The 22,132-nt window shown below is 72.3% G+C and carries 20 protein-coding genes and 1 rRNA gene; 12 read left to right on the forward strand and 9 right to left on the reverse strand.

All coding sequences use genetic code 11. The features are described from left to right. Positions 1-125: ribosomal RNA gene (locus tag AC060L_RS30200) — 16S ribosomal RNA — on the reverse strand; the annotation flags it as partial. A gap of 701 nt (positions 126-826) precedes the next feature. On the opposite strand from AC060L_RS30200, the gene AC060L_RS30205 reads away from it, so the two are divergent. Beyond that, entirely contained in the window at positions 827-1,276 is a 450-nt protein-coding gene (locus tag AC060L_RS30205) for a PTS sugar transporter subunit IIA (RefSeq protein ID WP_483802134.1), read from the forward strand. 78 nt (positions 1,277-1,354) lie between these two features. Next, positions 1,355-3,025, forward strand: a complete 1,671-nt coding sequence (gene ptsP / locus AC060L_RS30210) for a phosphoenolpyruvate--protein phosphotransferase (RefSeq protein WP_483802135.1) — start codon at positions 1,355-1,357, stop codon at positions 3,023-3,025. A 73-nt stretch (positions 3,026-3,098) separates the two neighbouring features. Here the strand turns inward: ptsP and AC060L_RS30215 are convergent, their stop codons facing one another. Both AC060L_RS30215 and AC060L_RS30220 read right to left on the reverse strand, forming a co-directional pair. Continuing rightward, a complete protein-coding gene (locus AC060L_RS30215; protein WP_483802136.1) occupies positions 3,099-5,138 on the reverse strand; it encodes an acetoacetate--CoA ligase in 2,040 nt (679 codons plus the stop codon). A 264-nt stretch (positions 5,139-5,402) separates the two neighbouring features. Next, entirely contained in the window at positions 5,403-6,611 is a 1,209-nt protein-coding gene (locus tag AC060L_RS30220) for a M20 metallopeptidase family protein (protein ID WP_483802137.1), read from the reverse strand. Positions 6,612-6,765: 154 nt separating this feature from the next. On the opposite strand from AC060L_RS30220, the gene AC060L_RS30225 reads away from it, so the two are divergent. Then, entirely contained in the window at positions 6,766-7,404 is a 639-nt protein-coding gene (locus tag AC060L_RS30225; RefSeq protein ID WP_483802138.1) for a TIGR03085 family metal-binding protein, read from the forward strand. A gap of 35 nt (positions 7,405-7,439) precedes the next feature. On the opposite strand, the gene AC060L_RS30230 is transcribed toward AC060L_RS30225, so the two are convergent. Further along, positions 7,440-8,252 (reverse strand): methyltransferase domain-containing protein, encoded by an 813-nt coding sequence (locus AC060L_RS30230; RefSeq protein WP_483802139.1) that lies wholly within the window; start codon positions 8,250-8,252, stop codon positions 7,440-7,442. 339 nt (positions 8,253-8,591) lie between these two features. Between AC060L_RS30230 and AC060L_RS30235 the strand changes: the two genes are divergently transcribed. After that, positions 8,592-8,819 carry a DUF6191 domain-containing protein gene (locus AC060L_RS30235; protein ID WP_483802140.1) on the forward strand — a complete coding sequence of 76 codons (228 nt, stop codon included), beginning with the start codon at positions 8,592-8,594 and terminating at the stop codon, positions 8,817-8,819. Positions 8,820-9,008: 189 nt separating this feature from the next. Here AC060L_RS30235 and AC060L_RS30240 read toward each other — a convergent pair whose 3' ends face one another. Then, a complete protein-coding gene (locus AC060L_RS30240; RefSeq protein ID WP_483802141.1) occupies positions 9,009-9,569 on the reverse strand; it encodes an NUDIX domain-containing protein in 561 nt (186 codons plus the stop codon). Positions 9,570-9,653: 84 nt separating this feature from the next. Here AC060L_RS30240 and mmuM point away from each other — a divergent pair, with 84 nt between their 5' ends. From mmuM to AC060L_RS30270, 6 genes are all read left to right on the forward strand, one after another. Continuing rightward, on the forward strand, positions 9,654-10,613 hold the full coding sequence (gene mmuM, locus AC060L_RS30245) for a homocysteine S-methyltransferase (protein ID WP_483802142.1): 960 nt from the start codon (positions 9,654-9,656) through the stop codon (positions 10,611-10,613). A gap of 229 nt (positions 10,614-10,842) precedes the next feature. Beyond that, the gene (locus AC060L_RS30250; protein WP_483802143.1) at positions 10,843-11,607 is read left to right on the forward strand and encodes an IclR family transcriptional regulator; all 765 of its coding nucleotides are present in this window, start codon (positions 10,843-10,845) and stop codon (positions 11,605-11,607) included. Between the two features lie 415 nt (positions 11,608-12,022). Next, positions 12,023-12,760 (forward strand): MIP/aquaporin family protein, encoded by a 738-nt coding sequence (locus tag AC060L_RS30255; RefSeq protein ID WP_483802144.1) that lies wholly within the window; start codon positions 12,023-12,025, stop codon positions 12,758-12,760. A gap of 78 nt (positions 12,761-12,838) precedes the next feature. Further along, positions 12,839-14,368, forward strand: a complete 1,530-nt coding sequence (gene glpK / locus AC060L_RS30260; protein WP_483802145.1) for a glycerol kinase GlpK — start codon at positions 12,839-12,841, stop codon at positions 14,366-14,368. Positions 14,369-14,509: 141 nt separating this feature from the next. Continuing rightward, positions 14,510-16,105: a glycerol-3-phosphate dehydrogenase/oxidase gene (locus AC060L_RS30265; protein WP_483802146.1), complete on the forward strand. Its 1,596-nt coding sequence runs from the start codon at positions 14,510-14,512 to the stop codon at positions 16,103-16,105. A 177-nt stretch (positions 16,106-16,282) separates the two neighbouring features. Further along, a complete protein-coding gene (locus AC060L_RS30270; RefSeq protein WP_483802147.1) occupies positions 16,283-16,807 on the forward strand; it encodes a YbhB/YbcL family Raf kinase inhibitor-like protein in 525 nt (174 codons plus the stop codon). Positions 16,808-16,837: 30 nt separating this feature from the next. Here AC060L_RS30270 and AC060L_RS30275 read toward each other — a convergent pair whose 3' ends face one another. The 3 genes from AC060L_RS30275 to AC060L_RS30285 form a co-directional block, all read right to left on the reverse strand. Beyond that, a complete protein-coding gene (locus tag AC060L_RS30275) occupies positions 16,838-17,287 on the reverse strand; it encodes a nitroreductase family deazaflavin-dependent oxidoreductase (protein ID WP_483802148.1) in 450 nt (149 codons plus the stop codon). A 149-nt stretch (positions 17,288-17,436) separates the two neighbouring features. Then, positions 17,437-18,849, reverse strand: a complete 1,413-nt coding sequence (locus tag AC060L_RS30280; RefSeq protein ID WP_483802149.1) for a GntP family permease — start codon at positions 18,847-18,849, stop codon at positions 17,437-17,439. Then, a complete protein-coding gene (locus AC060L_RS30285) occupies positions 18,846-19,394 on the reverse strand; it encodes a gluconokinase (protein ID WP_483802199.1) in 549 nt (182 codons plus the stop codon). The genes AC060L_RS30280 and AC060L_RS30285 overlap by 4 nt, the downstream gene beginning before the upstream one ends. Before the next feature lie 317 nt (positions 19,395-19,711). On the opposite strand from AC060L_RS30285, the gene AC060L_RS30290 reads away from it, so the two are divergent. Both AC060L_RS30290 and AC060L_RS30295 read left to right on the forward strand, forming a co-directional pair. Next, on the forward strand, positions 19,712-20,407 hold the full coding sequence (locus tag AC060L_RS30290) for a FadR/GntR family transcriptional regulator (protein WP_483802150.1): 696 nt from the start codon (positions 19,712-19,714) through the stop codon (positions 20,405-20,407). A gap of 91 nt (positions 20,408-20,498) precedes the next feature. Beyond that, positions 20,499-20,789, forward strand: a complete 291-nt coding sequence (locus AC060L_RS30295) for a hypothetical protein (RefSeq protein WP_483802151.1) — start codon at positions 20,499-20,501, stop codon at positions 20,787-20,789. 163 nt (positions 20,790-20,952) lie between these two features. Here AC060L_RS30295 and AC060L_RS30300 read toward each other — a convergent pair whose 3' ends face one another. Next, complete coding sequence (locus tag AC060L_RS30300; RefSeq protein ID WP_483802152.1) at positions 20,953-22,065, reverse strand: NADH:flavin oxidoreductase/NADH oxidase; 1,113 nt, start codon at positions 22,063-22,065, stop codon at positions 20,953-20,955. Between the last annotated feature and the right edge of the window lie 67 nt (positions 22,066-22,132).

Here is a 22,132-nt window from a genome sequence, read left to right on the forward strand (position 1 = left end):
CAGATTGCCCACGTGTTACTCACCCGTTCGCCACTGATCCACCCCGAAGGGCTTCACCGTTCGACTTGCATGTGTTAAGCACGCCGCCAGCGTTCGTCCTGAGCCAGGATCAAACTCTCCGTGAATGTCTGCCGGTAATCCGGCTGGCACCCGCGTTGAGCGGCACGACGATCAGCGGAATAGGCCGACCCCGTGCACTGCGTCCTCGCTAGTGTTTTTACTACTAAAAGGAATCTCCAACCCCGATCAGTGATCGAGGCCGGGGATGTCAACATATCTGGCGTTGACTTTTGGCACGCTGTTGAGTTCTCAAGGAACGGACACTGCCTTTGAACCGCTTTTCAGCGGAATCTCCGGGTGCTTCGTTCTTTCGTGACCTCAGCGTATCACAGGAGTTTCGATCCGATTTCACCGGACATTCACTCAGCCGTGTCGCTGGATTCACCATCGCCCTGCGGCGACTCGAGCAACCATAGCCCGTCCGGGCCGGACCTCCTAATCGAGCCTCGCCCGTGCTCCGCCGTTCGGGTGGCGACGGCTGCGGACGGGGCGCGCCGGGGCGGCCGTAGGTCTCACTCGTATGCCGTAGAGTGCGGCGCGTCGACCAAGAGGACTAGACCACTTGTGGACCGGAGGGCCCTGACCGGCCTGGCATCGGGACCGCGAGCGGCGCCGAGGTGGCACTGCGGCCATCGGGGCCGAGGTGTGACCAGTCGGGCGGAAGGGACCTTACGTCCCTGGATGTCCGTAGTTGACATGATTTAGGCTCCAGGCGGCATCGCGCCCGCCGCACGTTCGATGTACTCCGCACCTGGGAGGCTCCACCATGACCACTGTGACGTCGCCGCTCGCCGGCCTCGCCATCGGACTCGCCGCCGTGCCCGACCCGGTGTTCGCGGGTGCGATGGTCGGCCCGGGCACCGCCATCGACCCGGTGCGTGAGCCCACGGACGCGGTCGCGCCGGTGGACGGCCTGGTCGTCTCGATGCACCCGCACGCGTTCGTCGTCGTCGACGCCGACGGGCACGGTGTGCTGACCCATCTGGGGATCGACACCGTGCAGCTGAACGGCGAGGGCTTCGAGCTGCTGGTCAGCAAGGGTGACCAGGTCAAGCGCGGCCAGCCGGTGATCCGCTGGAACCCGGCCGCCGTCGAGGCCGCGGGCAAGTCGCCGATCTCCCCGATCGTGGCGCTCGAGGCCTCCGCCGACTCGCTGAGCGGGGTCGCCGAGGAGGGTGACGTCGCCGTCGGCGGCCCCCTCTTCCACTGGAACTGACCGCCCGGTCAACCGAGTTCTGCTAGCTGGAGCGGGACAGCAGTCCCCGGCCCGAGGCGGGCGAAAGGAAACGAAGCAATGAACGAGACGCTGCGCGGCGTAGGTGTCAGCCACGGTGTCGCGATCGGCCAGGTGCGGCACATGGGTACCGCCGTGCTGGAGCCGCCGGCCACCCGGATCCCGACCGAGGACGCGCCGATCGAGCAGGTTCGTGCCCAGCAGGCCGCGGACGCCGTGGCCGCCGACCTGGTCGCGCGCGGAAACCTGGCCGGTGGTGAGGCGCAGGCGGTGCTCGAGGCGCAGTCGCTGATGGCTCAGGACCCCGAGCTGATCGCGGACGTCAGCCGTCGGATCGCGGTCGGCAGCAGCGCCGAGCGGGCCGTCTACGACGCGTTCGCCGCCTACCGCGCGCTGCTCGCCTCGGCCGGCGAGTACCTGGCAGGGCGGGTGGCCGATCTGGACGACGTGCGCAACCGGATCGTCGCGCGCCTCCTCGGCGTCCCGATGCCGGGTGTGCCGGACAGCGACGAGCCGTACGTGCTCTTCGCGCGGGACCTGGCGCCGGCCGACACCGCGCTGCTCGACCCGACGCTGGTGCTCGGCTTCGTGACCGAGGAGGGCGGGCCGACCAGCCACTCGGCGATCCTGGCCCGCGCCCTGGGCGTGCCGGCCGTCGTCGCGCTGCCCGGTGCGACCGAGCTGGCCGAGGGCACTGTGGTGGCGGTGGACGGCAGCTCCGGCGAGGTGCTGATCGAGCCGAGCGCGGACAAGCAGGACGAGCTGCGCCGACTGGCCGCCGAGCGGAAGGCCGCGCTGGCCGCGTCCTCCGGGCCGGGGCAGACCTCGGACGGGCACCGGGTGCCGCTGCTGGCCAACGTCGGCGGTCCGGCCGACGTGCCGGCCGCGCTGGCCGCAGGTGCCGAGGGCGTCGGCCTGTTCCGCACCGAGTTCCTCTTCCTGGACGACTCCAAGAAGGCGCCGAGCGAGGACGCGCAGGTCCAGGCGTACCGCAAGGTGCTGGAGGCGTTCCCTGAGGGCCGGGTGGTGGTCCGGGCGCTGGACGCCGGCGCGGACAAGCCGCTGGAGTTCCTCACCCCGGCCGACGAGCCGAACCCGGCGCTCGGCGTGCGCGGCCTGCGCACGCTGCTGGAGCACCCGGAGGTGCTCGGCACCCAACTGCGGGCGCTCGCCAAGGCGGCCGCCGGCCTGCCGGTGCACCTTGAGGTGATGGCCCCGATGGTGGCCGACCGGGCGGACGCCAAGGCGTTCGCGGACGCCTGCCGGGAGGCCGGGCTGCAGGCGAAGTTCGGCGCGATGGTGGAGATCCCGTCCGCCGCGCTGCGAGCCCGCGCGATCCTGCGGGAGGTCGAGTTCCTCTCGCTGGGCACCAACGACCTGGCCCAGTACACCTTCGCGGCGGACCGCCAGGTCGGCTCGCTGGCCCGGCTGCAGGATCCGTGGCAGCCGGCGCTGCTCGACCTGATCGCAGCGGCCGCGCAGGCCGCCCAGGCCGAGGAGAAGAGCTGCGGAGTCTGCGGCGAGGCGGCCGCCGACCCGCTGCTCGCGTGCGTGCTGACCGGTCTCGGGGTGACCAGCCTCTCGATGGGCCCGGCCTCGATCCCGTACGTGCGCAGCGCGCTCGCCAAGGTGACGCTCGCGCAGTGCCGGCGCGCCGCCGAGGCAGCCAGGGCCACCGACAGCGCGGACGAGGCGCGGGCCGCGGCGCAGCAGGTGCTCTCCGGCGAGTGAGCGGCCGAATGAGTTCGTGTGGCTGAATGACGAAGGGGCGCCCGGTTGTGGGCGCCCCTTCGTCATTCGGGGATCAGCCGCGGCGTTCGCGGCCGAGCTGCTCGAAGAACCGCAGGTGGTCGAGGTTGTCGACCGAGCCGGGGTTGACCGCCTGGTCCAGCGGGGTGCCGGAGAGCAGGCGCTTGACCGGGACCTCGATCCGCTTGCCGGTGAGGGTGTGCGGCAGGCCGGTGACGGCGATCACCTCGTCGGGCACGTGGCGTGGCGAGAGCTGCTCGCGGATCACGGTGCGGATCCGCGTGCGCAGCTCGTCGTCCAGCGCCGCGCCCGGGGCGAGCACCACGAAGAGCGGCATCCAGTAGCCACCGCCGTCCTCCTCCAGGCCGATCACCAGCGACTCGGCGATCTCCGGGAGGCGCTCGACGACCTCGTAGATGTCGGAGGAGCCCATCCGCACGCCCTGGCGGTTGAGCGTGGAGTCCGAGCGGCCGTGGATCACGACGGTGCCGCGCGAGGTGACGGTGATCCAGTCGCCGTGGCGCCAGGTGCCGGGGAACATCTCGAAGTAGCTGTCCCGGTAGCGGGTGCCGTCCGGGTCGTTCCAGAAGCCGGTGGGCATGGACGGGAGCGGCTTGGTGACGACCAGCTCGCCGACCTCGTCGGTGTGCGGCTTGCCGTGCACGTCCCAGGACTCGACGGCGGCGCCCAGACAGGGGGCCTGGATCTCGCCGAGGTGGACCGGCAGGGTGGGGACGCCGCCGACGAAGCAGCTGCACACGTCGGTGCCGCCGCTGACCGAGGCGAGCCAGACGTCCGGCTTGACCTCGTCGTAGACCCAGCGGAAGCCGTCGGGCGGCAGCGGGGAGCCGGTGGTGCCGATGCACCGGACGGCCGACAGGTCCAGGTCACGGCCCGGGTGCAGCTCGGCCTTGCGGCTGGCGATCACGTAGGCGGCGGAGGTGCCGAGCACGGTGGCCCGGCTGCGGGCCGCGACCTCCCAGAGCGCGCCGGTGGTGGGGTGGCCGGGGCTGCCGTCGTACGTCACCACCGTGGCGCCGACCAGCAGGCCGGCGACCAGGAAGTTCCACATCATCCAGCCGGTGGAGGTGTACCAGAGGAAGCGGTCCTGCGGCCCGAGGTCGAGGTGCAGCGCGGCCTGCTTGAGGTGCTCGACCAGGATGCCGCCCTGGCTCTGCACGATCGCCTTCGGCAGTCCGGTGGTGCCGGAGGAGTAGAGCACCCAGAGCGGGTGGTCGAAGGGGAGCTGCTCGAAGACCGGCTCGACGTCGTCGGCGACCAGGTCGGCCCAGTTGAGCGCGGTGTCGGGGGCCGCGGTGCCGAGCAGCGGGACGTGCACGACGGCGCGCAGCGTGGGCAGCTCGCGGCGCAGCTCGGCGACCACCTCGGTGCGGTCGTGGTTCTTGCCGCCGTAGTGGTAGCCGTCCACCGCGAAGAGCACGACCGGCTCGATCTGCTGGAGGCGGTCGAGCACGCTGCGGGCGCCGAAGTCGGGGGCGCAGGAGGTCCAGATCGCGCCGATCGAGGCGGTGGCGAGCAGCGCGACGATCGCCTGCGGGATGTTCGGCAGGTAGGCGCCGACCCGGTCGCCCGGGCCGACGCCCTGGGCGCGCAGCGCGGCGGCGAGCGAGCCGACCTGGCGGCGCAGCTCGGCCCAGGTGAGCGTGACGGGCTGCTCGGTGGTCTCGTCCAGGTGCAGGATCGCGGGGAGCTCGGCGTGCGTGCTGTCCTCGGCGAAGCGCAGCGCGTGCTCGGCGTAGTTGAGGCGGGCGCCGGGGAACCACTGCGCGCCGGGCATCTCGGCGGTGCCGAGGACGGCCTGCGGTGGGGTGCCGAACCGGACGTCGAAGTACTCGGTGACGGCGGTCCAGAAGCGGGTGAGGTCCTCGGTGGACCAGGTGTGCAGGTCCGCGTAGCGGGCGGCGGCCGTGGCATCGTCGGGCGCGGGCGCGAGCGGGGCAGCCGGGGCGCCGTACCGCTCGGCGGCCCAGGTCTGGAAGGCGACCAGGCGGGTGGCGGCGGCCACGGCGGGGTCCGGGCGCCAGAGCGGCGCGTCCGGAGCCGCGGTCACGGGGTCCTGGGGTGGGGTGCTCACGATGGTGGTCTCCCGGCCGGAGGATCGGGCGGGAACATCGCTTGTGGCGCGGCCCGCGTCGGTGCGTGCTGACGGTGCAAGACCCTGCCAGGGAATCGCCTGCCGCGCCAGGGGTTCCGGGACGCGCCGCAGCTGGGAGGGGGTGTGGTGGCGGACCATTGTGCGCGGATGGCGGCTGTGGCAGGCGGCGAAACGCCGCGCGGTGGCAGCGGCAGCGCGCCGGCCGGCGGCCCGTCGGACGGGCCGCCGTGGCGGGGCGGGCGGTCAGGCGGGCGTGAGCCGGCCGAGCGCGAGGGCGGCGAGCAGGGCGGCCGCGTCGCCGAGCACCGAGTCGTCGAAGGCGGCCTCCGGTGCGTGGTTGTAGGGCGCGCTGAACGGGTCAAGATCGGGCGGGCAGGCGCCGAGCAGCAGGTAGGCGGACGGCACCCGGGCGGCGACCTCGGCGAAGTCCTCGGAGCCGGCGATCGGGCGCGGCATCTCGACGTACCGATCCGAGCCCAGGAGTTGCGTGGCCGTCAGGGCGACGTAGTCGGCCTGACCGGGGTCGTTCACGGTGACCGGGTAGCCCTCCTCGATCACCGCCTCGGCGGTCAGGCCGTGCGCCTGTGCCACGCCCTGCACCACCCGCGGCGCCTCCACCAGCACGCGGGCCCTGGCCTCGGCGGAGAACGAGCGGATCGTCGCCTCGAACACCGCCTCCTGCGGGATCACGTTCGCGGCGCTGCCCGCGTGGAAGCTGCCGACCGTCACGATCACCGGGTCGAAGGCGTCGAACCGCCGGGTGACCATGGTCTGCAGCGCGAGCACCGCCTCGCAGGCGGCCGGGACCGGGTCCAGGGCCAGGTGCGGGCTGGAGCCGTGACCGCCGCGCCCACGCAGCGTGACGAGCAGCCGGTCGGAGCCCGCCATGATCGGCCCCGGGCGGGTCGCCACCCAGCCGGTGGGCAGCAGCGAGGCGGCGACGTGCAGCGCGTACGCCGCGATCGGCGGCTCGCCGGCGGCGGTCAGCACACCCTCGTCGATCATCAGCCGCGCGCCGCCTTGGTCCTCCTCGCCGGGCTGGAACATGAAGACGACCGAGCCGGCCAGTTCGGCGCGCCGCTCGGCCAGCAGCCTGGCGGCGCCGACCAGGGCAGCCGTGTGCAGGTCGTGGCCGCAGGCGTGCATCACGCCTGCGACGCGCGAGGCGTACGGGAGTTCGGCGTTCTCCTGGACCGGCAGCGCGTCCAGGTCGGCGCGCAGCAGCACGGTCGGCCCGGGCCGGGCGCCGCGCAGGACGGCGGTGACCGAGCTGAGCGCCTTGCCCAGGGTGACCTCGAGCGGCAGGCCGTCCAGCGCGGCGAGCAGCCTGGCCTGGGTGAGCGGCAGGTCGCGCCCGAGCTCGGGCTCCTGGTGCAGGGCGCGGCGCAGTTCGACGAGCTCGGGCCGCAGGCGGGTGGCGGACTCGCGCAGGGCGGTGTGGTCGACCGGCATGTCGGAACCTCCTGAGGGGGAACGGACTGAGGGGGTACGGACTGAGGGGGTACGCACTGAGGGGGTACGCACTGAGGGGGTACGCACTGAGGGGAATGGAACCACCGCCATGGTGCCCGGCGACCGGGCGCACCGGCACCGCTACTCTGACGCCATGTCGAACTTCGCGCAGCAGGAACGGCGTCGGCTGGCCGAGTTGCTCGCCGCCGCCGGACCGGACGGTCCGACGCTCTGCGCCGGCTGGCGCACCCGGGACCTCGCCGCCCATCTGGTGCTGCGCGAGGCCCGCCCGGACGCCGCCCCGGGCATCGTGGTGCCGGTGCTCGCCGGGTGGACCAGACGCGTCCAGGACGACTACGCGCGGCGCCCCTACCCGGAGTTGGTGCGGCGGTTCCGGTCCGGGCCGCCGCGGCTGTCGTTCTTCGCGCTGCCCGGCGCGGACGAGGCGGCCAACACCGTCGAGTACTTCGTGCACGCCGAGGACGTCCGGCGGGCCGGGCCGTGGCAGCCGCGGCCGGTCGATCCGGCGCTCGCCGAACTGCTGTGGCGGCGCACCGCGCTGCCCGCGCGGATGGAGCTGGGGCGCCGCACGCCGGTACGGGTGGTGCTGAGCCGCCCGGACGGCCGGAACCTGACGGCCGGCGCCAAGCGGCCCGGGACGGTGCGGGTGACCGGCGAGCCCGGTGAGCTGCTGCTCTTCGCCTTCGGGCGCGGCGCGCAGACGGAGCTGACGGTCACCGGTCCCCCGGCCGAGGTCGCCGCGCTGCGGGAGGCCGTCGGACTGCCCGGCTGAGCAGCCGGCGACGCGTCAGCGTCAGGAAGGACGCGTCAGGAGGGCACCTCGGCGACCACGGTGAAGAGCGTGAACGAGGCGAGGAACGGCCCGTCGAGCAGTCCGGCGAACCACGCCCGGCCGCGCTCCTCCTCGACGAAGCCGGCCTCGATGGCCCGCTCCATGTTGCGGCCCAGGGCCAGGATCCGGTCGGCGAGCACGGCATCCCGGAAGATCGGCGTGCTCGCCTCGACCGTGCGGACGGTGAAGCCCGCCTGCTCGGCCAGCCGGGCCAGCTGCCGCCCGATCGTCGCGTTGCGGACCGCCTCCGTGACGGTGAACCGGGTGAACGCACGGCTGGTCTCGAGATCGGCGGCGTCCACCAGCAGGGTGTCCCAGTCGGGTTCGGCCAAGCCGAGGACCGCCCCGGGGCGAACCACCCGGCGCAGCTCGGCGAGTACCCGGGCGGGGTCGGCGAGGTGCATCAGGACACGGTCGACGCGAGCCCGGTCGACGGTGGCGTCGGCAAGCGGCAGCGCGTGCGCGTCACCGGCGCGCAGCTCAACCCATGGCTGCTGGGCCGTGCGGCGGGCTGCCTCGGCGAGCATCTTCGGGTCGTGGTCCACACCGATCACCACGCCCTGCTGACCAGCCGCCTGCCCATCACCCGCCCGGTCACCGACCGCGGCCGCCAGCGCGGGCAGGTCGGTGCCGGGGCCGCAGCCGAGGTCCAGCACGGTGTGGCCCGGTCGGATGTCGAGTTGCCGGAGCAGCCGCTCCTTGTAGGCCCGGCCGGCCTCGGTGGCGGCGGTCTGGGTCAAGTAGGCGATCTGGTCGGGGCGTCGGGCACCGAGGGCCTGTGTCGTCATATCGTCAGCAAACCACAGTGGTGACGGAACTCGGTGCGTTTCGCGGGGCGTTGAGTCCGTGTGCTGAGCATCGTGAGTGTGACGGGGAGTCTGCTGCTGCCGGCCGGGTTGGTCGCGGTGTTCCTGCTGCTAGGGCCTGTCGTCAGACCCCCTTCTGCTCGGCGACGCCATGCACGCCCTCTCGCCGCACCGGGCACAGACCCAAGTACGACCCAGTACGAGGGCCCGCGCCCGGCACGCCGAATGGGGGCACCTCCCGGCCGAAGGCTGGGGGAACGCACCTGACGCCGCCAAGCCGCCCTCCGGGCGACGAAGGGGGTCTGACGACAGGCCCTAGGCGTGGTGCGACGGCTGCTGCGGCGGTGGCGGCCGATCCCGGGCGGTGGTGACGGGCGGGGCGCCGGCGGGGGTGCGACCGAGGAGCTGCACGCGCTGCTCTACGCCGGGAAGCGGGCACAACTGGAGCAGCGGCGGGTGGAGTTGGTGCTGCGCGAGGACGAGGATGCCGGCGCGCCGGGCGGTACCGGCATCGATCTCGACGCCGGTACCGCGGTGATCCGGCGCTAGGCCCTCTCTTTCGGATCTTGCCGGGCGCGCGACGCCGGGCATCCCTCCCCCAGCCTCCGGCCGGGAGGGGCCCCCACGGACGCACCGGCGAAGCATCCAAGTACGACCCAGTACGAGGACGCTCCGCCGGCACGCCCAGCCGGGCGCCCAACACCGCGCGCTGATCCGACAAGATCCGAAAGAGAGGGCCTAGGCGGGCTGAAGGCCGGTCAGTTTGCCGTTGAACCAGGCCTTCGTGATCCGGGTGTGGAACGGGAAGGCGAGCTCGATCGGGGCGTCGATCAGCTGCCAGCCCTCGGTCTCGTCGGTGGGGACGGAGGGCGGCAGGTCGGCGAGGTGCTGGGCCGGGAGCAGCGCGAAGAGGCAGAGGAAGCCGCCGGCGCTGTCGGAGTCGGTCGCGACCAGCGTGACGTCCGCGGCGTCGGCCAGGATGCCGGTCTCCTCGCGCAGTTCGCGGACGGCGGCCTGCTGCCAGCTCTCGCCGTAGTCCACGTAGCCGCCGGGGAGCGCGAGTTCGCCGTAGCCGGGCTCGATGGTGCGGCGGATGACCACCAGGCTCTGGCCGCCGTCCGGGCGGTCGACCGGCAGCAGCGCGACCGTGACCGGCAGCGGGTTGCGGTAGCTGATCTCACCGCAGCCCGGGCAGGTGCGCGGCCAGGTGCTGGTCCCGGGCGGGTAGGCGGTGCCGCACCAGTGACAGTGCGTGCCGGGGCCGAAGGTGCCTGTCCGGGTGGCCTGGTGAGTGGTCATGCGGTGGATGGTAATCCGGTCGGCGGCGGCCGGGCACGCCCGGGCGGATTACGCTGCCGGTGAGGGTGCCGGGAGGAGGCCGCCATGCCGTCAGTGCGCCAGGAGCCGTCGCCGTTCGGGCGGGTGCTCGCGGCCGGGCCGCCGCTGGTGCTGGACGGTGGGCTGTCCAACCAGCTGGTGGCCGACGGGCATGACCTCGGTGACGAGCTGTGGTCGGCGCGGTTGCTCGCGGACGCGCCGGGCGCGCTGCGGGCGGCGCACGCGGCCTATCTGCGCGCCGGCGCCGAGGTGCTGATCACCGCGAGCTATCAGGCGAGCTTCGAGGGTTTCGCCCGGCGCGGCATCGACCGGGCCGGGGCCGAGCGGCTGCTGGCGTCGAGCGTGCGGCTGGCCCGGGAGGCGGGCGAGGTGGTCGCGGACGAAGCCGGTGGGACGACGGTGGGCGGGCGCGGGCCGTGGGTGGCGGCCTCGGTCGGCCCGTACGGCGCGGTGCTGGCGGACGGCTCGGAGTACCGGGGCCGGTACGGGTTGAGCGTGGCGGCGCTGGAGCGGTTCCACCGGACGCGGTTGGAGGTGCTCGCGGCGGCCGGTCCGGACGTGCTCGCGCTGGAGACCGTCCCCGATCTGGACGAGGCGCAGGCGCTGCTGCGGGCCGTCGGCGGGCTCGGGGTGCCGGTCTGGCTGTCGTACAGCATCACCGGGAGCCGCACCCGGGCCGGCCAGCCGCTGGCGGAGGCGTTCGCGCTCGCCGCGCAGGCGCCGGAGGTGGTGGCGGTCGGGGTGAACTGCTGCGCGCCGCAGGACGTGGCGGCCGCGGTGCGGATCGCGGCGGCCGTGACCGGCAAGCCGGTGGTCTGTTATCCGAACAGCGGCGAGCGCTGGGACGCCGGTGCCCGCGACTGGCGCGGCGCGCCGACCTGGCCGGCGGCGCTCGCGCCCGGCTGGGTGACCGGTGGAGCGCGGCTGGTGGGCGGCTGTTGCCGGGTCGGGCCGGCGCGGATCGCCGAGCTGGCGCGGGTGCTGAAGCAGCAGGAGAAGGAGTAGGGGTACGTGGCGCGGCACCGGAGGAGGAATAGGACCAACTGTCCAAAGCACCCCGGAACGCCCCGGTGCCGTGCAGGTGGACCGCACCAAAACGGCCCTTGAACCGGCAGGCAACGTGCAAGGCCAGGGGTGGGCCTGGCAGACTCGGGGCGATGCCCCCCGCGGTCGGCATCACCACGAACTGTTTGACATTGTCGACCGCCTGCCAGTCTGCCAGTGGAGGTCCCCCATGCCCGGCCCGATCCAGTCGCTCTCCCGGGCCGCCGCGATCTTGCGCCTGCTGGCCGGCGGCGAGCGCCGGCTGGGCCTGTCCGAGGTGGCCACCTCGCTCGACCTCGCCAAGGGCACCGCGCACGGCATCCTGCGCACCCTCCAGATGGAGGGATTCGTCGAGCAGGACCCGGAGAGCGGCAAGTACCAGCTCGGCGCGGAGCTGCTGCGGCTCGGCCAGAGCTACCTGGACGTGCACGAGCTGCGGGCCCGCGCGCTGGTCTGGGCGGACGACCTGGCCCGGGCCGGCGGGGAGACCGTCTACCTCGGTGTGCTGCACCAGCACGGCGTGCTGATCGTGCATCACGTCTTCCGGCCGGACGACACCCGCCAGGTGCTGGAGGTCGGCTCGATGCACCCGCTGCACAGCACCGCGCTGGGCAAGGTGCTGCTGGCGTACGACCCGGTGGCGCGCGGCGAGCTGGGCGACGGCCCGTACGAGCAGTACACGCCGCGCACGCTCACCACGGCGCTGGAGGTGGACACCGAGTGCGCGCTGATCCGCGAGCGCGGCTGGGCCGACGCGATCGAGGAGACCTGGGAGGGGGTGGCCTCGATCGGCGCGCTGATCCAGGACCGCCGGCGCAACCCGGTCGGCGCGGTCTGCGTGAGCGGCGCGGTCGAACGGGTCTGCGAGGACGGCTTCGTCCGCTCCGAGCTGGTCGCCTCGGTGCGCGGCGCGGCGCGGGCGATCTCCCGGGACCTGGGCGCCGGGCGGTTCTGAGCCAGCGGGCACCCCTGACCACGTCAAACGCCTGAGGGTGGACAGTCAAACTGTCCACCCTCAGGCGTTTTTGTCCGATTTTGACCGCATCCAACCGGCCGTCTCCATGGTCGAACGCCGGACGCCGAGCCGAGGCGGCCGAGGGAAGGGTCACAGGGAGGTCACCCGCCCTTGACGTGGGCAGTCGTCAGGGTGAAAACTCCCGCATAGCGGTTCGACAATGTCGAACGGTGGCCGTCGGAACGAAACCCCAGGGTGGATCCGTCGCTCGCCGGTCGTCACCCCGGCACCGCGCAGGCGCCTCCCGGGGACGGGCGGCGCACGCAACCGCCGCGGTTCCCCCGTCGCGGCGCTCTCTCCCCCACCGACCTGCCACGGGCCGGCCCCACAGGCCTGTATCCCCGGCAACGGCCATATGGACAAAGGAGTCTTTGTGTCCGCCTTCTCGAACGGCGACATCTTCGTCGGCGAAACGCTCGGCACCGCCGCGCTGATACTCCTCGGTGGCGGCGTCTGTGCCGCCGTCACGCTCAAGAAGTCCAAGGCCCAGAACGCCGGATGGTTGGCCATCACCTTCGGCTGGGGCTTCGCGGTCATGATCGCCGCGTACATGGTCGCCCCCAAGTCGGGCGCACACCTCAACCCGGCCGTCACCCTGGCCCTCGCCGTCGAGAGCGGCGACTGGAGCAAGGTGCCGCTCTACATCGGCTCCCAGCTGCTCGGCGCGATGATCGGCGCCGTGCTCGTCTGGCTCACCTACCTCGGCCAGTTCCAGGCGAACGAGGAGCCCACGCTGGGCATCTTCTCGACCGGTCCCGAGATCCGGAACCCGATCCAGAACCTGCTCACCGAGATCATCGCGACCATGATGCTCTGCATGGCCATCCTGACCCAGGGCCTGACCAAGGGCGTCGGCCTCTCCGGCGTCGGCGTCCTGATCACCGCCTTCACCGTGGTCGGCATCGGCCTCTCGCTCGGCGGCCCGACCGGCTACGCCATCAACCCGGTCCGCGACCTCGGCCCGCGCATCGTGCACTCGCTGCTGCCGATCCCGAACAAGGGCACCTCGGACTGGAGCTACGCCTGGATCCCGGTCGCCGGACCGGTGATCGGCGGCCTCCTGTCGGGCCTGCTGTACAAGGGCCTCTTCTAAGGGCAACGTCCTTCGGGACAGCACCAGCGCGTCACCGCAAGCACTCCACCACCCACCCTCAGAGCCGAGGAACCCGACATGACTGCCACCCCCACGGGTAACTACATCGCCGCGATCGACCAGGGCACCACGTCCAGCCGCTGCATCATCTTCGGCGCCGACGGCCGGATCGTCGCGGTCGACCAGCAGGAGCACTCGCAGATCTTCCCGCAGCCGGGCTGGGTCGAGCACGACGCCGCCGAGATCTGGACCCGGGTGCAGTCCGTGGTCCGCGGCGCGCTGGAGAAGGCCGGCCTGACCAAGGACGACATCCGCGCGATCGGCATCACCAACCAGCGCGAGACCACCGTGCTGTGGGACAAGAACACCGGTGAGCCGGTGCACAACGCGCTGGTCTGGCAGGACACCCGCACCGAGGCGCTCTGCCGCGAGCTGGGCCGCAACGTCGGCCAGGACCGCTTCCGCCGCGAGACCGGCCTGCCGCTGGCCAGCTACTTCGCCGGCCCGAAGATCCGCTGGCTGCTGGACAACGTCGAGGGCCTGCGCGAGCGCGCCCTGGCCGGCGACATCCTCTTCGGCACCATGGACACCTGGGTCATCTGGAACCTCACCGGTGGTGTCAACGGCGGCAAGCACGTCACGGACGTGACCAACGCCAGCCGCACCATGCTGATGAACCTGAAGGACCTGGCCTGGGACAAGAGCATCGCCGACTCCATGGGCGTGCCGATGGAGGTCCTGCCGGAGATCCGCTCCTCCGCCGAGGTCTACGGCCACGCGGTCGGCGACCTGGAGGGCGTCCCGGTCGCCTCGGCGCTCGGTGACCAGCAGGCCGCGCTGTTCGGCCAGACCTGCTTCGACAAGGGCGAGGCCAAGTCGACGTACGGCACCGGCACGTTCCTGCTGCTGAACACCGGCGAGAAGATCGTCCACTCGTACAACGGCCTGCTGACCACGGTCGGCTACCGGATCGGCGACCAGGCCCCGGTCTACGCCCTCGAGGGCTCGATCGCGGTCACCGGCTCGCTGGTGCAGTGGCTGCGCGACCAGCTCGGCATCATCTCCACCGCCGCCGAGATCGAGACGCTGGCCAACACCGTCGAGGACAACGGCGGCGCCTACTTCGTGCCGGCCTTCTCCGGCCTGTTCGCCCCGTACTGGCGCTCCGACGCCCGCGGTGTGATCGCCGGCCTGACCCGGTACGTGACCAAGGGCCACCTGGCCCGCGCCGTGCTGGAGGCCACCGCCTGGCAGACCCGCGAGGTCGTCGATGCCATGCAGAAGGACTCCGGCGTCACGCTGACCGCCCTCAAGGTGGACGGCGGCATGACCTCCAACAACCTGCTCATGCAGAACATCGCCGACGTGCTGGACGCTCCGGTGGAGCGCCCGTTCGTCGCCGAGACCACCGCGCTCGGCGCCGCCTACGCGGCGGGCCTGGCGGTCGGCTTCTGGAACGACCTGGACACCCTGCGGGCCAACTGGCACCGCGCCGCCGAGTGGACGCCGCGGATGGACGACGCCACCCGGGAGCGCGAGTACAAGAAGTGGCTCAAGGCCGTGGAGCGCACCATGGGCTGGGTCGAGGAGGACGACCAGGAGAGCTGAGCCGTACGCCGGCCGGGGCACTGAGCCCCGGCCGGCTCGCGGGTTTTCCGACCCGCGGACTTCCCCGGCCTCCCCGGAGGCCGAACCGCATCACGAGAGGAGACCCGGGTCCGCCCGCACCGCGGCCCCGGAACACACACCATGGCAACCATCCCGACCCTGGGCGCCGAGCGCACCCCCGGCCGCACCGCTTCCCGCGCCGAGACCCGTGAGCTGCTGGGCAAGGCCACCTACGACCTGCTGGTGATCGGGGGCGGCATCCTCGGCACGGCCGTCGCCTGGACCGCCTCGCAGGCCGGCCTCAAGGTCGCGATGGTGGACGGCGGCGACTTCGCGGGCGCGACGTCCAGCGCCTCCTCCAAGCTGGTCCACGGCGGCCTGCGCTACCTGCAGACCGGCGCGGTCAAGCTGGTCGCGGAGAACCACAAGGAGCGCCGCGCGCTGGCCACCGACGTGGCGCCGCACCTGGTCAACCCGCTGACCTTCTTCGTCCCCGTCTACAAGGGCGGCCCGCACAGCGCGCCCAAGCTCGGCGCCGGTGTCTTCCTCTACTCCGCGCTGTCCGCGTTCCGTGACGGCATGGGCCGGGTCTCCACCGCCGCGCACGCCGCGCAGCAGGTGCCCGCGCTGAAGACCGAGGGCCTGCGCTCGGTCGCCGTCTACGGCGACCACCAGATGAACGACTCGCGCGTCGCCGTGATGACGGTCCGCGCGGCCGTCGACGCCGGCGCCGTGGTGCTCAACCACGCCGAGGTGACCGGTCTGCGCTTCACCGGCGGCCGGGTGACCGGTGCCGAGCTCAAGGACCGCCTGGACGGCACCGAGTTCGGCGTCAACGCCCGCCTGGTGCTGAACGCGACCGGCCCGTGGGTGGACCACCTGCGCGCGATGGAGGACGCCGGCGCCGCGCCGTCGATCCGTCTCTCCAAGGGCGCGCACGTCGTCGTCAAGCGCCGCACCCCGTGGCGCGCCGCGCTGACCATCCCGATCGACAAGTACCGCGTCTCCTTCGCGATCCCGTGGGAGGACCACGTCCTGCTCGGCACCACGGACGAGGAGTACACCGGCGACCCGAAGGACGTCCGCGCCACCGACGCCGACATCGACCAGATCATGGACGAGGCCGGCCACGCGATCAAGGACGAGCACCTCGACCGCGACCTGATCACCTACGCCTTCGCCGGCCTGCGGGTGCTGCCCGGCGGCCCGGGTGACACCGCCGCCGCGAAGCGCGAGACCGTGGTGACCGAGGGCAAGGGCGGCATGCTCTCCGTCGCCGGTGGCAAGTGGACCACCTACCGGCACATCGGCCGGACCGTGCTGGAGAAGCTCGCGCACGTACGCGGCACCGGCATCGGCGAGGACATCTCCCCGATCCCGGCCACCGTGCCGCTGCCGGGCGTCGGCGCGCCGAACGCCGTCGCGCACCGCCTGCTGATCGACCGTGAGCCCGGCTCGCGGATGGAGCCGCTGGTCGCCAAGCACCTGGCCAGCCACTACGGGACGCTCTCCTTCGAGATCGCCCGGATGATCGCCGAGGACCCGTCGCTCGGCGAGCCGATCCACCCGGACGGCCCGGACGTCTGGGCGCAGGTCGCCTTCGCCGCCGACAACGAGTGGGCCTACACCGCGGACGACGTGCTGCGCCGCCGCACCACCATGACGGTGCGCGGCTTCGACACGCCGGAGATCGAGCAGCAGGTCACCGACTTCCTGGCCAAGCGCAAGCAGGGCTGAGGGCGATCAGCGAAGGGCTGACAGCTGACAGATGACGTCATCTGTCAGCTGATCGCCGGCGACTGATGCCTGACGCCTGATGACTGGCGACTGACGGGCGGTCACCCCACGCGGGGTGACCGCCCTTCGTCTACTCTCGGACCGTCCCGTTCCTCGCCCCAGGAGGCTTCCGCAAACGTGATCAGGCCACCGCTTCCGCACGACTTCCAGCGCCAGGTTCCGGCCTTCACCGTCACCAGCACCGACCTGCCGTCCGATGGCGGCACGCTGCCCGACGCGCAGGTGCTGGCCGGCGGCAACATCTCGCCGCAGCTGAGCTGGTCCGGCTTCCCGGCCGAGACCAAGAGCTTCGCCGTGACCTGCTTCGACCCGGACGCGCCGACCGGCAGCGGCTGGTGGCACTGGGTGCTGTTCGACCTGCCCGTCTCGGTCACCTCGCTGCCGACCGGCGCCGGCAGCGGCGACCTCCCCGGCCTGCCGGTGGGCGCGATCCACGCCCGCAACGACTACGGCACGCTGAACTTCGGCGGCGCCGCGCCGCCGGCCGGCCACGGCCCGCACCGCTACGTCTTCACCGTGCACGCGCTGAGCGTCGAGAAGCTCGGCCTGGACGAGGACACCTCGCCGGCCGCGGTCGGCGGCACGCTGGGATTCCTCGCGGTCGGGCGCGCGACGACCATGGCGGAGTACGAGAACGAGTAGGCCCTGCCGGGTCGGTGCCGGAGCCGGCGGTCAGCCCTTGGGGGCGGCCGCCGGCTCCAGCACGAAGACCGGGATCACGCGCTCGGTCTTGGTCTGGTAGTCGGCGTAGTCCGGCCACGCCTCGACGGCCCGGGCCCACCATTCGGCCCGCTCGGTGCCCTCGGCCTGACGGGCCACCATGTCCTGCCGGACCGGGCCGTCCTGCAGTTCGACCTGCGGGTTGGCGGTGATGTTGTGGTACCAGACCGGGTGCGTCGGCGCGCCGCCCTGCGAGGCCACCACGGCGTACCTGCCGTCGTGCTCGACGCGCATCAGCGGGGTCTTGCGGATCATGCCGCTCTTCGCGCCGAGCGTGGTGAGGATGATGACGGGCTTGCCGCGCATCGTGGTGCCCTCGGTGCCGCCGGAGGACTCGTACTGGTCGACCTGGTCACGCACCCACTGCTGCGGGCTCGGCTGGTACTGGCCGGTGAGGGGCATGGTGGCGCTCCATCGTCTCGTCGGTTCTGGTTTACCCCATTTGAGCAGCCGAAAGGGGCGGTGGGCCGTTGCCGGGCCACCGCCCCTCGACGTGTCGTGACGACATGTCATCGGGTCGTCAGGTCGTCAGGTCGTCATTCGAGCACAGGTCAGATGATCAGGCTGAGCGGCAGGATCAGCGCGATAGCGGTCACCGAGATCAGCGTCTCCATCACCGACCAGCTCTTCAGCGTCTGGCCGACGCTCATCCCGAAGTACTCCTTGACCAGCCAGAAACCCGCGTCGTTGACGTGCGAGAAGAAGAGCGAGCCGGCGCCCACCGCCAGCACCAGCAGCGCCGAGTGCGTCGTGGACATCCCGGCCGCCAGCGGCGAGACGATGCCCGCCGCGGTGATGGTGGCCACCGTCGCCGAGCCGGTCGCGAGCCGGATCAGCACGGCGATCAGCCAACCCAGCAGCAGCGCGGATATGTGCAGCCGGCCGGCCCAGTGGCTGACCGCGTCGCCGACACCGACGTCGATCAGCGTCTGCTTGAAGCCGCCGCCCGCGCCGACGATGAAGACGATGCCGGCGATCGGGCCGAGCGAGGCGGCGACCGTGTCGGAGATCCGGGCCCGGTCGAAGCCGGCCGCCCGACCCAGCGTCAGCATGCCGACCAGCACGGCGGCGAGCAGCGCGATCAGCGGTGAGCCGATGAAGTCGAGGATCCGCTGCGGGCCGGCCTTGGGGTCGTCCACCACGACGTCCGCCAGTGCCTTGCCGAGCATCAGCACGACGGGCAGCAGGATGGTGGCGAGCACCGCGCCGAACGAGGGGGTCGGACGGCTGCGCTCGGCCTGCACGGTGCTGGTCGGCGGCACGGTGGCGGTCGACTGGGGCGTGGCGGGCTGCGGCAGTGCGAGCGGCCCGACCCAGCGCTCGGCGACGCGGGCGAACAGCGGCCCGGCGACGAGCAGCACCGGCACCGCGATCAGCAGCCCGAGCGCGAGCGTCACGCCGAGGTTCGCCTTCAGCGCATCGACCGCGACCAGCGGGCCCGGGTGCGGCGGCACCAGCCCGTGCAGCACGGACAGCCCGGCCAGGGCGGGGATGCCGACCCGGATCAGCGGCAGGTTCCCGCGCCGCGCGACCAGCAGCACGATCGGGATCAGCAGCACGACGCCGATCTCGAAGAAGAGCGGGAGCCCGAGCAGCGCCGCGATCAGCGCCATCGCCCAGGGCAGGGTGCGCGGCCCGGAGCGGGCCAGCACAGTGTCGGCGACGATGTCGGCGCCGCCCGAATCGGCGAGCAGCTTGCCGAGCATCGCACCCAGCCCGATCAGCAGGCCGACGCTGGTCACGGTGGCGCCGAAGCCGGTCGAGAAGCTCGTCATCAGCTGGTCGAACGGCGCACCGGCCACGGCCGCGAGGAGCCCGGAGCCGAGGGTGAGGGCGAGGAACGGGTGCAGCTTGAGCCTGCTGATCAGCAGCACGATCACGCCGATGGCGAGCAGCACGGCGAAGAGCAGCCGCCCGTCGCTGTGGGTGTGGTGGAGGACGGCGGCCAGGGGCAGGGGTGTCACGCGAGGTCTCCATTGACCGGCCGCAGCAGTGCCACGGCCATCTCGACGAGTTCGTGGGGGGTGCGCAGCGTGGCGTCCGCGCCGGCGTCGGTATCGGTGCTCGCGTCGGCATCGGCGCCGAGGTCCAGCACGATGCCGTGCTCGTCCGCCTGGAGCGGTTCGAGGAGGGCGTACTGGGAGTCGAGCAGCGAGGCCGGCATGAAGTGCCCGGTGCGGGCGGCGAGCCGGGCGGCGACCAGGCGGCGGCTGCCGGCCAGGTGCAGGAAACAGACGGCCGGGCAGGCGGTGCGCAGCGTGTCGCGGTAGCGGCGCTTGAGCGCGGAGCAGGTGACCACTCCCCCGCTGCCGGCGCGTTCGCGCTCGGCCAGCCAGCCACCGAGGGCGGCCAGCCACGGCGCGCGGTCGGCGTCGTCGAGCGGGATGCCGGCGGTCATCTTGGCGATGTTGGCGGCGGGGTGGAAGTCGTCGGCCTCGGCGTACGGCACGTCGAGCCGCTCGGCGAGCAGTCGGGCGACGGTGGTCTTGCCGACGCCCGAGACGCCCATCACCACGATCAGCGGTGCGGCGGGGGTGGTGGGCTCGCCGGGCGCGGCGCTCGCGGCGGCCTCAGCGCCGTCGGCGGGCGCGGCAGCCTCCTGGGGTGGGGAGGTCGGCTGGTTCTCGGCACTGAGAGCCATGGGTTCTGCTCCTGACACGTCGGGCAACGCCGGGTGAAGTCGCTCCCGACGGCTGCGGTGACGTCACTATCGCGCCAAAGGTATGACTTATTCAAGATGCGGACATGAAATCGTCATACTTGTCTGCAAGGTCACGTGGGTCACCCTGCGTACCGGCCGTGAAACGGCCGGTCTAGGGTGGACGGATGGAGATCCAGGGGCTGCCCGGCAAACTGCTCGCCGAGCTCGGACCGGCGATCGCCGCCGGCGAGATCCCCGAGGGGGCGGTGCTGCGGATCGAGGAGCTGGAGGCCCGGTTCGGCGTCTCCCGCACGGTGGTGCGCGAGGCGGTGCGGATCCTGGAGTCGATGCGGCTGGTGGCCTCGAAGCGCCGGGTCGGCATCACGGTGCAGCCCAAGGGCGACTGGGACCTGTTCGACCCGCTGGTGATCCGCTGGCGACTCGCCGGCGCCGACCGGTCGGCGCAGCTGCGCTCGCTCGGGTCGCTGCGGGTCGCCGTCGAGCCGGCTGCGGCGGCCCTCGCTGCGCGGCACGCCACGCCCGACCAGTGCCGCGAACTGAGCGCCTTGGCCGTGGAGTTGACGGTCACCGCACGGGCTGCGGACCTGACCGCGTTCCTCCGACACGACATCGCGTTCCACGCCACGGTGCTGCGCGCCTCGGGCAACGAGATGTTCGCGCACCTGGGGGACACGGTGGGCGCGGTGCTGACCGGGCGCACCGAGCACAATCTGATGCCGCATCAACCACGCGAGTACGCGGTGCGACTGCACCGGGAGGTGGCCGAGGCGATCTGCGCGGGCACCCCGGAGCCGGCCGAGCGGGCGATGCGCACGATCGTCACCGGGGCACTGGAGGAGCTGGCCGCCGAGCTGGCGTAGGCGGCGAAAATCCGGCGTTTGAGATCAACGGAGCCGGGCAGGCACTCGATCGGGGGTACACGGGGTAACCCCACGCAAAAGGGGGTCTCCGATGTCCGCTGCCCGTCGCCGGATGCCGGACGAGGTGCGGTCGGCGCTGGTACGCACCATGGTGTTCTTCGCCTTCACCGTCAACTGCCTGATCATCGCGCTGCTCGCCTCCTTCGCACACACCCCCAAGACCCTGACCTTCGCGCTGGTCGCCACCGGGTTCGGGGTGTTCGGCATCGTCTTCTGCCTCCTGGAGGTGGTGGTCTCCCGGCAGATCGCCGCCCAGCGCAGACGCGGGCCGGGGCGGGACTCGCCGATAGCCGCCAACCGGCAGCCCCGGCCGGCGCGCTGACAGATGGCAGATGGCGAATGACGGCTGACGACAGACGGGTAACAGATAGAAGCTGACAGCTGACAGAATCGCGATTCTGTCAGCTGTCAGCTTCTATCTGTTACCCGTTATCTGTTCTCGCCAGGCTGCCACCCGCCAGCCACCATCGGCCATCGGCCATCGGTCAGCCGCGGTCCCCCACCGCGACCGCGTACTGCGAGTGCCAGTTGCGCTCGGCGCCGAGCTCGCGCGCTGCCTGGTGTGCCCAGTACGGGTTGCGGAGCAGCTCGCGTCCGAGCAGGACCACGTCCGCGCGCCCCTCGGCGATGATCTCCTCTGCCTGGGCTGCCTCGGTGATCAGGCCGACCGCGCCGGTGGCCAGTCCGGTCGCCTCGCGCACCTGGGTCGCGAACGGGACCTGGTAGCCCGGCCCGACCGGGATCTTCGCGGTGCCGACCAGGCCGCCACTGGAGACGTCGAGCAGATCGACGCCGGCCTCGCGCAGGTCCCCGGCCAGTCGCACGGTGTCCTCGGGGTTCCAGCCGTCGCGCTCGTCCTCGGGGTTCTCGGTCAGCCAGTCGGTGGCCGAGATGCGGTACAGCAGCGGCAGTTCGGCCGGCCATACCTCGCGGATCGCCCGGACGACCTGGAGCGGGAAGCGCACCCGGTTCTCGAACGAGCCGCCGTACTCGTCGGTCCGGTGGTTGGAGTGCGGCGAGAGGAAGGAGTGCAGCAGGTAGCCGTGTGCGCCGTGCACCTCGATGGCCTGGAAGCCGGCCGCCAGCGCGCGCTCGGCGGCGGCCCGGAAGGCCTGGACGATCTCCTGGATCTCCGCGACGGTCAGCGCGTCCGGCTCCGGGTGGCTCTCGAACGCCCGGTTGCTCGGGCCGACGGTCCGCCAGGCGCCCTCGTCGCCGGTCAGCGGCGCGCCGCCGACCCATGGCGAGCGGCTGGACGCCTTGCGACCGGCGTGTGCGAGCTGGATCGCCGGCACCGAGCCGTACTCCTTGATCGCGGCCGTCACCCGGACCAGCGCGTCGCGCTGCCGGTCGTTCCACAGGCCGAGGTCGAACGGGCTGATCCGGCCCTGCGGCAGCACGCCGGTGGCCTCGACCATCACCAGGCCGGTCCCGCCGGCCGCCCGGGAGGCCAGGTGCGCGAGGTGGAAGTCGGTGGCCACGCCGGTCTCCGGCCCCTCGGAGGCCGCGTAGTACATGCACATCGGGGCCATCCAGACCCGATTGGGGATGGTCAGCTCGCGCAGGGTGATCGGCTCGAAAAGGGCGGACGCAGGCACAGCGGGCTCCTCACATCGGGTCTCATGTACGAGATTCACCGTACTACGAAACTCTTCGTACTACGAG

The organism is Kitasatospora sp. NEAU-69, from assembly GCF_057158765.1.